This window comes from Streptomyces sp. NPDC000941 (genome assembly GCF_053599555.1).
In genome coordinates this window covers 1-12,728 of the sequence record NZ_JBSFMM010000037.1, presented here as the reverse complement: position 1 = coordinate 12,728, position 12,728 = coordinate 1, and the positions used below count along the sequence as shown (strand labels likewise).

The 12,728-nt window shown below is 71.0% G+C and carries 10 protein-coding genes and 1 pseudogene; 2 read left to right on the top strand and 9 right to left on the bottom strand.

The window, feature by feature from the left end:
• Window positions 1-6: 6 nt before the first annotated feature.
• Window positions 7-489, bottom strand: a complete 483-nt coding sequence (locus ACWDSL_RS14595; protein ID WP_450485233.1) for a nitroreductase family deazaflavin-dependent oxidoreductase — start codon at window positions 487-489, stop codon at window positions 7-9.
• A 533-nt stretch (window positions 490-1,022) separates the two neighbouring features.
• Here ACWDSL_RS14595 and ACWDSL_RS14590 point away from each other — a divergent pair.
• Window positions 1,023-2,936 (top strand): pentapeptide repeat-containing protein, encoded by a 1,914-nt coding sequence (locus ACWDSL_RS14590; RefSeq protein WP_450485232.1) that lies wholly within the window; start codon window positions 1,023-1,025, stop codon window positions 2,934-2,936.
• A gap of 51 nt (window positions 2,937-2,987) precedes the next feature.
• On the opposite strand, the gene ACWDSL_RS14585 is transcribed toward ACWDSL_RS14590, so the two are convergent.
• The 7 genes from ACWDSL_RS14585 to ACWDSL_RS14555 all read right to left on the bottom strand — a co-directional run bounded on the left by ACWDSL_RS14585 (window position 2,988) and on the right by ACWDSL_RS14555 (window position 11,769).
• Entirely contained in the window at window positions 2,988-3,404 is a 417-nt protein-coding gene (locus tag ACWDSL_RS14585) for a VOC family protein (protein ID WP_450485230.1), read from the bottom strand.
• Window positions 3,405-3,684: 280 nt separating this feature from the next.
• Complete coding sequence (locus tag ACWDSL_RS14580) at window positions 3,685-4,449, bottom strand: alpha/beta hydrolase family protein (protein ID WP_450485228.1); 765 nt, start codon at window positions 4,447-4,449, stop codon at window positions 3,685-3,687.
• Between the two features lie 206 nt (window positions 4,450-4,655).
• On the bottom strand, window positions 4,656-5,555 hold the full coding sequence (locus tag ACWDSL_RS14575; RefSeq protein ID WP_450485226.1) for an aminoglycoside phosphotransferase family protein: 900 nt from the start codon (window positions 5,553-5,555) through the stop codon (window positions 4,656-4,658).
• 149 nt (window positions 5,556-5,704) lie between these two features.
• On the bottom strand, window positions 5,705-7,372 hold the full coding sequence (locus ACWDSL_RS14570) for a VWA domain-containing protein (protein WP_450485224.1): 1,668 nt from the start codon (window positions 7,370-7,372) through the stop codon (window positions 5,705-5,707).
• Window positions 7,373-7,391: 19 nt separating this feature from the next.
• Window positions 7,392-8,618: an AAA family ATPase gene (locus tag ACWDSL_RS14565; RefSeq protein WP_450485222.1), complete on the bottom strand. Its 1,227-nt coding sequence runs from the start codon at window positions 8,616-8,618 to the stop codon at window positions 7,392-7,394.
• A gap of 206 nt (window positions 8,619-8,824) precedes the next feature.
• Window positions 8,825-9,361: a copper chaperone PCu(A)C gene (locus ACWDSL_RS14560; RefSeq protein WP_450485221.1), complete on the bottom strand. Its 537-nt coding sequence runs from the start codon at window positions 9,359-9,361 to the stop codon at window positions 8,825-8,827.
• The gene (locus ACWDSL_RS14555; protein WP_450485219.1) at window positions 9,361-11,769 is read right to left on the bottom strand and encodes a heavy metal translocating P-type ATPase; all 2,409 of its coding nucleotides are present in this window, start codon (window positions 11,767-11,769) and stop codon (window positions 9,361-9,363) included. The genes ACWDSL_RS14560 and ACWDSL_RS14555 overlap by 1 nt, the downstream gene beginning before the upstream one ends.
• Before the next feature lie 47 nt (window positions 11,770-11,816).
• On the opposite strand from ACWDSL_RS14555, the gene ACWDSL_RS14550 reads away from it, so the two are divergent.
• Window positions 11,817-12,059 carry a hypothetical protein gene (locus tag ACWDSL_RS14550; protein WP_450485217.1) on the top strand — a complete coding sequence of 81 codons (243 nt, stop codon included), beginning with the start codon at window positions 11,817-11,819 and terminating at the stop codon, window positions 12,057-12,059.
• Between the two features lie 388 nt (window positions 12,060-12,447).
• On the opposite strand, the pseudogene ACWDSL_RS14545 reads toward ACWDSL_RS14550, so the two are convergent.
• A pseudogene (locus tag ACWDSL_RS14545) lies at window positions 12,448-12,728 on the bottom strand (beta-N-acetylglucosaminidase); the annotation flags it as partial.

Genomic DNA, 12,728 nt, shown 5'->3' with positions numbered 1-12,728 from the left:
CGAAGCTCAGTTCCTCGTCGGCGCCGGGGTCTCCGCCGGCCCGGCCAGGTGCTCGGGTTCGAGTACGAAGACTGGGATCACGCGGCTGGTCTTCTCCTGGTACTCGGCGTACGGCGGATACGCGGCGACCGCGCGCTGCCACCACAGGGCCTTCTCGTCCCCGGTGAGCTCACGGGCGGTCAAGCCCTGGCATTTGGGGCCGTCCTGGAGATCCACCTGCGGGTCGGCCTTGAGGTTGAAGTACCAGACCGGGTGGTGCGGGAAGCCGCCCTTCGAGGCCACCGCCGCGTACCGCCCCTCGTGCTCCACGCGCATCAGCGGAATCTTGCGGATCCTGCCGGTCTTCGCGCCGCGCATCGTGACGATGACGACCGGCAGGCCGGTGTCCCAGAGCGTTGTGCCCTGTGTGCCACCCGAACTCTCATACAGCTCGACCTGTTCGCGCACCCACTCCGCCGGACTCGGCTCGTACTCGCCCTCGAGAGGCATCGCATTCACCCCATTGTCGTGTAGGGATTATGTCGGGACAGTCCAGCACAAACCTCACGCACAGGGGAGACCGCCGCTCCCGCTCTGCCGACAGGCCAGAGCCTGCCGTACCCATGGCGGGCGGCATGCTCCGCCGGGCGCTCGCCGGTCGGCGTGAACGGGCGGCCGCACTTCGCTCCTATCGACGCGCGCACGGCTACCTGGCGCCCCGCCAGGACGCCGTGCGTGACGCCCACTGAGCGGCCCACCCCGGCTCCGGCGGCGAGGGGCAGCTCCACCGTTCCCCCTCCCCTGCCCTGCAATGCCGCAACCGACATCGGGCTCACGGGGTCACCGCCGGCATGGCCCACACACGTTTGCCCCATGGACGTGTGCCGGACCCGCCGTCTCGAAGAGCCACCACCGTCGCGACACCGATGAGCGCCCTTACCCGGGGTACAACCCTTCCACCGCGGGAAGAACTCACCGACCCCACCGCCCGTCCTGCCTGCACGAGACCCGGAACCAGCACATGACAGCGGAGCCGCCACGCCATGAGCACACCCCCGGACCACATAGCGCCGTCTTGGCCGTACTGCGCACACGGCGCAGACGCTGCGGCCGATCCCGTCGGCTGTCGCGGCAGCCGCGTGCCCGGCCACACCGCGTGCCTTGCCCACCTGTCCTATACGGACCGCGACGCCTACCTGGTGGGGCTCGCCCCCGGCGCCGACATCGACCACCGCGGCACCCCTTTCACCGAAGACCTGCTTCGACAGCTTCTGAGGGCGCTCAGCGACCCCATCACAAGAAAACCTCAGATGGGCACTGCCAAGTTCAGCGAGGCGCGGTTCACCGGCAATGCCGAATTCGATAAGGCACAGTTCTCCGGCAACGCGGAATTCAACGAGGCGCAGTTCACCGGCTACGCCGTATTCCATGGTGCGCAGTTCTCCGGCAACGCCCAGTTTCACAGGGCGAAGTTCTCCGACTACGCCGGTTTCCGCATGGTGCAGTTCACCGGCTACGCCGAATTCGGCAGGGCCGAGTTCCACGACAACGCCGAATTCGATGAGGCGCGGTTCCCCGGCAACGCCGGATTCGACGGAGCGCAGTTCTCCGGCCACATCCGATTCGGCTCAGCGCGGTTCTCCGGCCACGCCGGATTCGACGGGGCGCAGTTCTCCGGCGGCGCCGTATTCGGCGAGGCGCAGTTCTCCGGCCGTGCCCGGTTCCGCAGGGCGCGGTTCTCCGGTCACGCCGGTTTCGACGAGGCACAGTTCTACGGCGACACCGAATTCGGCGGGGCGCAGTTCTTCAGCGGCGCCGGGTTCGGCAGGGCGCGGTTCGTGGTGGCTCCGGAGTTAGGGCCATTCGTGTGCGCGGGAGTGGTGGACCTGTCCAGGGCCGTGTTCGAGGACCCGGTGACGCTGGAGATCGCGGCGCGTAAGGTGCTCTGCAAGCGGACGCGGTGGGAGTCGACGGCGACGGTGCGCCTGCGCTACGCCACGGCAGACTTCGAGGATGCGGTGTTGTCGGCGCCGGTGGCGGTCACCGCGCACCCCACCTGTTTCGCCGCCGGGGATGACGTCGTGGAAAAGAGCTTGCTGCCACACAGCTGCGACGAGGTGCGGGTGACCTCGGTACAGGGGGTGGATGCCGCCCATCTGGTACTGATCGACACCGACCTGACCGACTGCCTGTTCTTCGGGGCCTTCCACCTCGACCAGATCCATCTGGAGGGCCACACCGTCTTCGCGCCCACGCCCACCGGCTGGCACCGCCGCGGAATCCGCCCGACGCGGTGGACACGCCGACGCACGCTGGCCGAGGAACACCACTGCCGCCCAGCGATCACCGCCGGAGACGACCCCCGCCAGTGGCGTCCGCGCCCGGACCACGCCCGCGGCTCCACCCCCAAGCCCCAGGACGTCGCCGCCCTTTACCGGCAACTCCGCAAAGCCCTCGAAGACGGCAAGAACGAGCCCGGTGCCGCCGACTTCTACTACGGCGAATGCGAGATGCGCCGCCACGACCACACCGCCACCCCGAAGGGCGAACGCCGCGTTCTGTGGGGTTACTGGCTGCTGTCCGGCTACGGTCTGCGCGCCTCCCGCGCCTTCACCTGGTTGCTCGCCGCGATGTCGCTGACCGTACTGCTCCTCATGGGCGTCGGCCTGCCCACCCATGACCCCGACCCCGCCACCACCGGAACCCTCCACGGCAACCGGATCAGCCTCAGCACCAGTACCCCCGACCCCGCGGCGCTGCACGGCACATGGTCACAGCGCATGACCTGGGCCCGCGCGGAGAAAGCCACCCGTGCTGCCGTGAACTCGGTGATCTTCCGCTCCTCCGGACAGAACCTCACCTCCGCAGGCACCTACATCGAGATGGTCTCCCGCCTCCTCGAACCCACCCTCATCGCCCTCGGCGCCCTCGCCGTCCGCGGCCGCATCAAACGCTGACCCGCCCCGCCCAAGCTTCACCCGCTCAGGCCGCTCAGCCCGCTCAGGCCGTCACGAGTTGGACCAGGAGCGGGTGGACAGCACCAGCAAGTAGCCATCCGGGTCCTGAATGGTCACGCCCCAGGTGTCCCAGTAGGGGTTGTGCGCCGGTACTCGCTTGCCGCCGTGTTGTTCGAGCCTCTCGACCAGGGAGTCCGGCACCGGTTCGCCGAGGTAGATCACCAAAAGGTCCTCGGGCGTCGGCCGCGGGGCCACCGGGGCGTGGGGGTCGCGGGTGAGTTCAAGGTGCCAGGCGGCCTGCGGCCAGCCGGCCATCAGGAGCGAATGGTCACCAGGGGTGCCATCCGACACATGCCGGTACAGGACGTCGAGGCCGAGGCCGGAGACCCAGAACCTCTCCGCCGTTTGTAGATCATGTGACGGGCGGGCGATGCGCACATGCGCGGTGGCGGTGGTGTTGGCCGACATCCTGTCGCCTCCTGTTGGTGCTGTTCTGTGGTGAGAAGAGTACGGGCAGCGCACCTGAACAAGTCCGCGCGGAGGTCAATACACGTAGCGACTCACGGTCTCCGAGTGGATGACGAGACGAACCGGGTCTGCGGGGCTGGATCGTGCCGGAGCACCGTCCGCCCGAGCCGCTTCGCGCCCGCGAGACGGTCGTCGTGCGCGGCCCTGCGACGTTCATCTTTGTCGACGAGGTCGACACCGGGGCCGAACCCATCGCGTGCGGCGACACTCCAGGGAGAATTCAGCCGACGAGCTCGGTGTCGAGCCAGTCGAAGGTGCGCTGGTGGAACAGGGAGAGCGCGCCCTCGTGGCAGTGCTCGCCCGCGCCTTCGTCCTCACGGAAGGAGATCAGTTCCTTCTGGCAGGTCAGCTCGTCGAACAGACGCCGCGGCTGCCCCTGGAAGAACTGGTCGTTCTCGGCTTCGAGTACGAGTGTCGGGCAGGTGATGTGGTCGGCGATACCCGCCATGGTGTACGCCTCGGTTGCCTGGACCAGCTCGTCGATGTCGGACACACCCAAGGTCCACCGGCCGTTGCGCACCAGCCATCGCACCTTGGTGTTCTGCGCCATCAGCGCCTCCATACCGCCGGGCATCGAAGCGGCTCGGCCGGCGGTTGCGGCGATGACTTCGTGGAAGTCGTAGACGCCGTCGTGCAGCACGCACGCGGCGATGCGGTGCTCGAAGGCGGCCGCCCTCGCGGCGAGGCAGCCGCCGAGGCTCGTGCCGACAAGCACGAGTCGCCCGGCGTCCACCTCGGGCACGGTGAGCGCGAAGTCGACGGCGGGGGTGACCACGGCCTCCCAGTCCGGCCGGAAGTGCAGGCCCTGGTCGCGGACGGTGCTGCCCTGGCCGGGGCCGTCGAACGCGATGACGTTGTAGCCGCGCCGCAGCGCGCCTGCGGCCAGTGCCAGGTAGTTCTCTTCGAGGGTGGAGTCGTAGCCGCCGTTGAACCCGTGCGGGGCGTTGATCTCCGCGAACTCGAGCGTTGCCTGCCAGGACGCCATCTGGAAGAAGCGCTGGAGATCGACCTCGGGGACGAGGGTTTCGTATTGCTCGCGGGCTGCGTCGTAGGGGCGGGGAAGCGTGACAACGAGCCGTACCGCTGCACCCTGCGTAACGGAGACCCTGATTTCACGCGCAGGGAAGTGTCGATTGAAAGTGGTCCCGGTGGGACGGCCGACTCGCCGCGGAGCGAAGGGAAATCGATTGATCAGCCGATCAGAGCCTCGGTGATCTGGCGGGTGGTCTGCGCGGCGACGCGTGGGTTGACGGCGGCGTAGGAGGTGTAGGCGTTCAGGCCGGTGGCAAGGGCCCAGCCGCGGCCCCGGGTCCAGGTGGCGTCGTCGACGCCGAGCGCGGCACGGAAGGCGGCCCGGCTCCCGGCAGACATCAGAGTGAAGGCGATGGTCAGGTCACAGGCCGGGTCGCCGATGCCGAGCCCGCCGAAGTCGATGACCGCGCTGAGGCCGCCGTCGACGGTCAGCAGGTTGCCGGTGTGGAAGTCGCCGTGGAACCAGACCGGAGGGCGATCCCAGCCGGGGGCGTTCAGCGCCGCGTCCCACAGCGCGGTCATGGCCGCGGCCTCGAACGTACCGTCGACCTCCCCGATAGCGGCCCGCGTCGCGCGATCCCGGTCGGCCAGCGGCCGACCGGTGAGGTCCTCGCGGGCGTTCTCGAGCGGGAAGTCCTCGGGCACGAATTCCTGAAGGGCGATGAGGAATTCCGCCAGTTGGACGGCAGCCCGGGACGAGTCGGCCAGGGCCTCGGCAGTCGCCACCTCGCCGTCCAGCCAGCGGGACACCGCCCATGGCCATGGATAGTCGAAGTCGGGCTCACCCACCCCCACCGGTACCGGCATGGCCAAGGGCAGGTGCGGGGCCAGCCTGGGAAGCCACTCGAACTCCTTCATGGCCTGTCTGATGGCTCCCGCATGGCGGGGCAGCCGGACGGACAGGTCCTCCCCCAGCCGGTAGATCACATGGTCCGAACCGGCCGGATCGAGTAGTTCGAGAGGCAGCTCGGCCCACTGCGGGAACTGCGCATCGACCAGGCGTCTGGCCAGTGCGGCATCGATCGCGGGGCGCGGGTCCGCGGTTCTCCCGATTGCCAAGAGCAACTCCTGCGGTGGGCCCGCTCCATACAGCGGCGGGCAGTCGGAGCCATCACAGCGCCCCGCCGACTCGTCTGTCGGTTGGATTTCTCGACCGGCCGCCCGCCGCGACCCGGACTCCACGCGGTGTCCTCAGATACGCGGTGTCCTCAGATCACGCGGAAGAGGTCGGCGGCGGCGTGGACATCGGTGAGGTCCTCGATGGAGCGGAGGTTGTCGCACAGGGCCTCCAGGACCGAGCCGGCTTCGGCGGTGCGCGGGGCGCCGATGGCCACGCCGAAGACCCGGAAGCCCAACCGGTGCTTGGCGTCGTTCCAGCCGCGCATCCATTCCTCCGTGACGCCGCATTCGTCGTCGGTGATCATCACGATGTCGCCGCGCGTGCGGGCGGCGTCGTTGAACTCCTCCTCCAGCAGTGCGCCGGCCGCTGTCAGCGGCGACTGGTAGCTGGTGCCGCCGCCGAGGAAGGTCTCCGCGAAGTCGAGGATCCGGTCGATGCCGGCGGGCCGGCCCGCCGGAAAGCGGAAGACCTGGATCTTGTCCGCGGCGGAGAACAGGATGCCGACGAAGTCACGCCCCGCGTGGCGGGCCTGATCCAGCAGCGCCAGGGCGCACGCCTTGGCCCACGCCTCCCGGGTGACTCCGCCGGGCCCTGTCTCGTACATGGAGTGCGAGGTGTCCACGCACGCGATGATGGCACCCTGGCCGGTGGTCTGCTCCCCCTGGCTGTCGTAGAGCATCAGCTCCCCGGCGGCATAGCGCACGGCGAACACCGCGCGCAGTTCGGGCAGGCCGAGGTTGGCCAGCTCGGAGGGGATGACGCGGGAGAGGTCATTGCCGAGCGTGACACCGACGAACTCCCCGGGGGCGTTCTCCACCTTGCGGGCGCGCTCACCGCCGGCCATCTGCCGGAAGCGACCGATCAGCTCGGCCCACTGTGCGAGACGGCCGGTGCGCAGCCGCTCGGCGAGCCGGGCGCGCTGGTCGAACGGCATCCGTTCCAGCTCGCCGGGGCCAACGCCCCAGGCCCGCATCAGCGCGGCCTCCTCCCGTACGGCCTCGGCGGCCTTCGCCACCGCCTTCCGCGCGGCGGCACGCATACCGGGGGCCACCGCCGCGAGAGCCTGCGCGACGTCCTGGGCGGCCCGCCGCGCAGCGGACGCAGCGGCCTGGGCGGCCTCGATCGCCTGTTGTACGGCGTCGACGGCCGGGGCGGGCACGGTACCGGCCCCATCGGGCCGGGACGCCCCGTCGGGCCGGTCCGCCCCGCCGGACGAGCCCGCCTCGTCGGCGGCCTGCTGAAGCGCCTCGCTCACCGCGGTCGACGCGTCTTCGGCGTCCTGCTGGGACGTCTTCGCCCGCTCGGCCTGTTCCTGGGCCTGCCGGGAGCGCTCCAGCATTCCGCGCAGCGCGGCGGCCTGGGCGAGCACGGCCATGGCGGCGGCGTAGGGGTCGCCGGCCGTCTCCCGGCGCAGCTCGGCGAACTCCGGTGACTCCATGAGCGCGGTGATGACCTGGTGGTTGACCAGCCGGGAGAGGTCCATCGCCGCGCGCTCGCGCAACCGCGGGCCGACCTTGTAGGCGGCCAGGAACACGTCGGTCAGGAGGTCGGTGGTGGCGCTGTCGTATCGCTCGTTCAGCTCCTCGGCCAGTTCGCGCAGGCCGGCCGACTGCTCGTAGGTGTCGCGCCATGTGATCTGGTCGAACCGGTCCGCGACCACGGCCGCGGTGTGCCACTCGGAATCGGTGGCGGCCAGGCCCGGCCACTTCCCGGCCCGACTCGCCGACTCGCCCCGCGTGCTCGGTGTCCTGTCCATGGTCCTGTCCCGCCGGTGTTCAGAGCTGGGCCTGCACCATGCTCGCGTCCATGCCGAGGGCCTCAGTGAGGACGCGGGCGCGGACGGCGCGCTGGCGGCCGGTGACTCGGTCGATGGCGGCGGTGGAGCGTCCGGCGCTCGCCGCCTCCTCGCGCAGCTTCTCCAGCCGCTTCCCCGCCATGGCGAGCTTGTTGTGGGCCTTCTTGATGACCCATTCGCTCAGCGCCTCGCGGGACTGTCCGGCCATGGCGTCGAGTTGAGCCTCCAGTTCCTCGATGGCGTCGGCCAGGTCGAGCGCCTCCCCGGCGTCGGGGTTGACGAGTTGCAGCACCTCGCGCTCGACGGTCGGGCGTTCGGCGGGCGAGTCCCACAGCACATGAGTCAGCACCGACAGGTCGGTCTCGGCGACCGCCGGGCGGCCGTCGAGGTACGCGGACGCCTGGAGCAGGCCCACCGCCTGCCGCCAGCGGCGGTCGGAAGCGACGAGTTCCTTGTGGCGCAGGGCCGCCCGCAGCGTACACACCGCGTCCACGATCGCATCGGGGACGTCCACGGCCGGGACGGCTTCGGTCACGGCGTGCTGCAACGCGGCCAGCTCGACCGTGGTCCGTGTCGGTGCCGCCGGGCGGCTGACCGCGGAGCGGACCAGCGCGGCGAAGTTCGAGGGATCTTCCAGGTACCCGACCTCGATCCGCACCAGCAGCCGGTCGTAGATCGCGGCCGCGTCCTCTTCGCCGGGCAGTTCGTTGCTCGCCGTGATGGCCCCGATCAGGGGGCAGCGGATCGGCTCGCCGCCGCTCTCGGGGTGGTAGATCCGCTCGTTGAGGTAGCCCAACGTCTCGTTCAGCGCCGCCGTGGAGCATTTGAAGATCTCGTCGATGAACGCGACATGCGCGGTCGTGGCGCGGCCGTCGTAGACCTGGCGGTACTCACCCCGGGCCAGCGCGGCGACGTCGATCGGACCGAACATCCTCGTCGGCGCGGTGAACTTCGACAGAAGGATCTCCCAGTAGGCCGCGCCCTCGACCCTGCCCGTGAGTTCCCGGGCCATCTCGGACTTCGCCGTTCCGGGCGGGCCGAGCACCAGCGAGTGCTGCCCGGCCAGCAGCGTCACCACCAGCGTCCGCACCACGTCGGCCCGCTCGTAGAAACGGTCCGACAGCTCGTCGCTGATCGCCCGCAGCCGCTTGGCCGTGTCCTGCGCGTCCGGCGTGTCCTGCGCATCCGGCGCGTCCTGCGTGCCCACACTCAACTCCTTGCCCTCTGACGCCCGTTGGGCTGACGAGACGGCCCTGAGCTGAGAGTGATAGAGGTTACCTGGGCTGTTCTCACCGAGTGTCTGCGCGAAGTGTCCCTCCAGGTGGACGACGACCGCTTCGCGTCGGCCTTCGAAGAGTTCACCGGGAGACTCGCCACACCGGACAACCCCGGCGCTGTGGCGGTACGCCCCGGTCACCGGCCGGGGCGTACCGCCAGGGCCCGGGTGGTGACCGGGGGACTGTCGCGGAAGTGGAGCGTGAAGGTGAGCCGGTCGCCCGGAGCGATCCGGGGCGGCGGTTTGATCATCACGTCCACGGTGTTCGCGGTCATGCGGAGGGTCCCGCCCGCCGGCACGGTGACGGCGGAGACCATTTGCATACCGTGCATGCCCTTGCCGGTCACGACCCGCCGGCTCAGCATGGCGCGCCCTCCGGCCGGTGCCGTGACGCCGATCAGCCGGTCGTCGCTGCCTCCGCTGTTGACGATGGTGAAGAAGGCCGCCGTGGCCTCGGGGTTCTGCGGTACGAAGACGCGTCCGTCGCGGACACTCAGCACGGCGGGGGTACCCGCCCTGCCTGTGGTGGTCCACGCGACGAGCGCGCCGAGGGTCAGCAGGCAGGCCAGCAGCGGGACCGCCGCCGCGCGCAGCGGCCACCAAGGCGTACGCCACCAGGGAGTACGGTCCGTGCCGGGCGCGGAGACCCGTACGCCGTCAGCGGATCGGCCCATCACGGTGTCCTCTCCCATGGGGTCGCGGTACGGGCCCGCCCGGAGCGGCGGCCAGGGCGGTGCGGCCGGGCTGGGTTCCAGGTCCGCAGGCGCAGGCTGTTGCCCACGACCAACAGCGAGCTGGCCGACATGGCCGCGGCCGCGACCATCGGATTGAGCCGGCCGACCGCGGCCAGCGGCAGGGTGACGAGGTTGTAGCCGAAGGCCCATACGAGGTTGGCGCGGATGGTGGCCAGCGTGTGCCGGGCCAGGCGCACGGCGTCGGGGATGGCCTGGATGTCCTCGCGGACGAGCGTGACGTCGGCGGCGCCGATGGCGGCGTCGGTCCCGCCGGCCATGGCGATGCCCAGGTCGGCGGCGGCCAGCGCGGCGGCGTCGTTGACTCCGTCACCGACGACCGCCACCCGGCTGCCCCGGCCCTGGAGCGTGGCCACGAGCGCGGCCTTGTCCTCGGGCAGAGCTCCCGCGTGGACCTCGGTGATGCCCAGCTGTCCGGCGACGGCCCGTACGGTCGCCTCCCGGTCCCCGGAGGCGAGTACGGTGCGCAGCCCCAGCCGGCGCAGGTGCTCGACCGCGCGGTAGGCGTCGGAGCGCAGGGTGTCACCCACGGAGATGACCGCTCGTCGGACATCCCCCACCCGGACCAGTACCGCGGTGTGGCCCGCGGTCTCGGCCGCGCGGACCGCCTCCCGCAGATCACCGGGGATCCCGCGCAGCTCTCCGGGCCGGGTCACGGCCACCTCCTCGCCGTCCACCAGGCCGCTCACCCCCAGGCCGGGGACGGCGGCGAAACGGACCGGCCGGGGCAGCGGGTGTCCGTCCCCCTGGCCACGGGCATGGGTGACGATGGCGCGGGCCAGCGGATGATCGGACCCTTGCTCGACCACGGCCGCCAGGCGCAGCACCTCGGCCGCGGCATCGGTATCGGCACCGGCATGTTTATCGGCATCGGCATCGGCGGGCACGGTGACGGCGATGACGCTCATCCGGCCGGTGGTGAGAGTTCCGGTCTTGTCCAGGACCACGGTGTCGATGTTTCTCAGCCGTTCCAGCGCCTCAACCCCGCTGACCAGGATGCCCAGCCGCGCTCCACGTCCCGTGGCGGCCAGCAGCGCGGTCGGGGTGGCCAGGCCCAGGGCGCAGGGGCAGGCGACGACCAGGACGGCGACCGCCGCGGTGATCGCGGCCTGCGGGTCGGCTCCGGCCCCGAGCCAGAAGCCGAGCACCGTCACGGAGACGGACATCACGGCGGGGACGAAGACGGCGGCGACGGAGTCGGCGAGCCGCTGAACGGCCGCCTTGCCGGTCTGCGCGTCCTCCACCAGCCGGGTGATCCGGGCGAGTTGGGTGTCGGCTCCCACGGCGTCCGCCCGTACCTCCAGCAGGCCGCCGGAGTTCACCGCGCCGCCGATCACCGGCGAACCTGGCCCGACCTCGACCGGGTGGCTCTCCCCGGTGACCAGGGAGAGGTCCAGGGCCGAGCCGCCCTCGACGACCGTGCCGTCGGTGGCCACCCGTTCCCCCGGCCGGACCAGGAACACATCGCCGACCGCCAGGTCAGCCACCGGGACGCGGCGCTCCACGCCCCCGCGCCACACGACCACGTCCTTCGCGGCGAGTTCCGCCAGGGAACGCAGCGCCGACCCCGTACCCCGGCGGGCCCTGGCCTCCAGCCGCCGCCCCGCCAGGACGAACAACGGGACGCCGACGACCACTTCCAGGTACACATGGGCCACTTCGCCACTCGCGGAAGGCAGCAACGACAGCGGCATGGTCATCCCCGGCACACCCGCGCCCCCGAGGAACAGCGCGTACGAGGACCAGACGAAGGAAACCGCGACGCCGAGGGAGACCAGGGTGTCCATCGTCGCCGTGCCGTGACGCAGCCCGCGCAGCGCCCGGTGGTGGAAGGGCCACGCTCCCCAGACGGCGACCGGCGCGGCCAGCACGAAGCACAGCCACTGCCAGTTGCGGAACTGCCACGCGGGCACCATCGACAGCGCCAGCACCGGGACGGCCAGCAGCGTGGTGATCAGAAGCCGGTCGCGCTCCTGACGCTCATCCGCCTCGCCACTCCCCTGCCGCACGTCGCCCGGCTCCCGGCTCGGGCCCGACCGCGCGGTGTCCGGCATCCCGCCGGGACTGGCCGGGGGTTCGGCGGGGCGCGCCCGGTATCCGGCGGCGTCGACCACCCCCACGAGGTCGGCGACGGACACCGAGGCGGGGTGGGAGACCTTGGCCCGGCCGGTGGCGAGGTTCACCGTGGCGCTCACCCCTTCGAGGCGGCCCAGCTTCCTCTCGACCCGGCCCACACACGCGGCACACGTCATGCCTGACACCACCAGGACGGTGGACACCGGCTCCCCCGGAAGGGAGGGGGAGGCGGTGGGCAACGGCTGACTCGCCATCACCGGCTCCCGCTCTGCCCGGCGCCCGCGCCGGGAGCGCCCATGCCGTGCATGCCACCCATGTCACCGGAATCGGCGGGATCAGCGGGATCAGCGGGATCAGTGGGATCACCGGGATCGGCGGGCCCGCTGGTCCCCTGCCCACCACCGCCCGCGGGCCGCATCCCGGGGGCCACCGGACCAACGAGCCCACCCACCGCGTACGCCAGCGTGAACAGCAGGGCCAGCAGCGCGACGAACCCCGCGACCGGCCACGCGGGCCGCAGGCGCTCGCCGACGGGGTGGGGTGAGGGCCGGGCCTGGCCGGCCGAGGGGGAAGTCATTGCCGCTCCACTGTGGGCAGAGTAGGGAATTCGCCGGGAATTCGCGTACGCCTGATCACCTCGGCGTACGAAGCGTCCCGGGCGGACCACGATATAGCCACCACGGCGCGCGGAATTCCCGCCCCTCACGGCGGAACTACCCTGCGTTTCAAACCGACTTCCTCAGAAGACCCGAGGTCAGGAGCGAGGTGCCGGAGCGGGAAATGAGGGCTCCATACCTCATAGGTCGTTCACGACAAGGTGACAGTTCCCCATATCCGGTCGGTATTTCCGCCGATGCCAAACGGCTTTAACTCCCGAACAGCCTGAACAGCCCGACCATCCCTGACGCATTGCCCGCTTGAGCCCGCCACCGCTACGGGACGTGCGCTCCCGCTCCGCCGAGTCCGGGCGCCGCCGCCAGGAAGGTGTCGAGCACTCCGTCGGCGACGCGGACCGGGCCCTCGGGGCGAGTCTCGCCCGGGATCGTGCGGATCCGCCCGGCCTGCCCGGCCAGCGACGACGCCTCGGCGAACCACTGCTCGGCCTGCTGGCTGTTGCCGTCGAGCCGGGCGCCCAGCGCGTCCAGGGTGCGTTCGAACGCGCGGCCCCACAGCGCCAGCGCGTCCAGCCACGGCGCGCAGTCCGCCACGAAGC